The sequence below is a fragment of the Burkholderia sp. SIMBA_051 genome (assembly GCF_046534915.1).
GTDB classification, from domain to species: domain Bacteria; phylum Pseudomonadota; class Gammaproteobacteria; order Burkholderiales; family Burkholderiaceae; genus Burkholderia; species Burkholderia ambifaria.
On record NZ_JAWRXS010000483.1, the window covers coordinates 1 to 260 of the forward strand.

Below are 260 nucleotides of genomic sequence, written 5' to 3' on the forward strand. Positions count from 1 at the left end.
GTCAATGAAGACGGCGTGGTCGGCCAGGTCACGCGTGTGTTCCCCTTGCAGGCGGAGGTGACGCTCCTCACCGACAAGGATCAGGCGGTGCCCGTGCAGATCGTGCGCACCGGTTTGCGCAGCGTGATTTACGGTACGCCGAAGGGCGATACGCTCGATCTGCGTTTCGTGCCGATCAGCGCCGACGTGCAAACCGGCGACGAACTCGTCACCAGCGGACTCGACGGCATTTATCCGCCGGGGCTGCCGGTCGCCAAGGT

The 260-nt window shown here is 64.6% G+C and carries 1 protein-coding gene; it reads left to right on the forward strand.

Going from position 1 to position 260, the window contains the following annotated elements; all coding sequences use genetic code 11:
• A partial coding sequence (gene mreC, locus SB771_RS35385; RefSeq protein WP_410722090.1) for a rod shape-determining protein MreC occupies positions 1–260 on the forward strand: 260 nt, incomplete at both ends.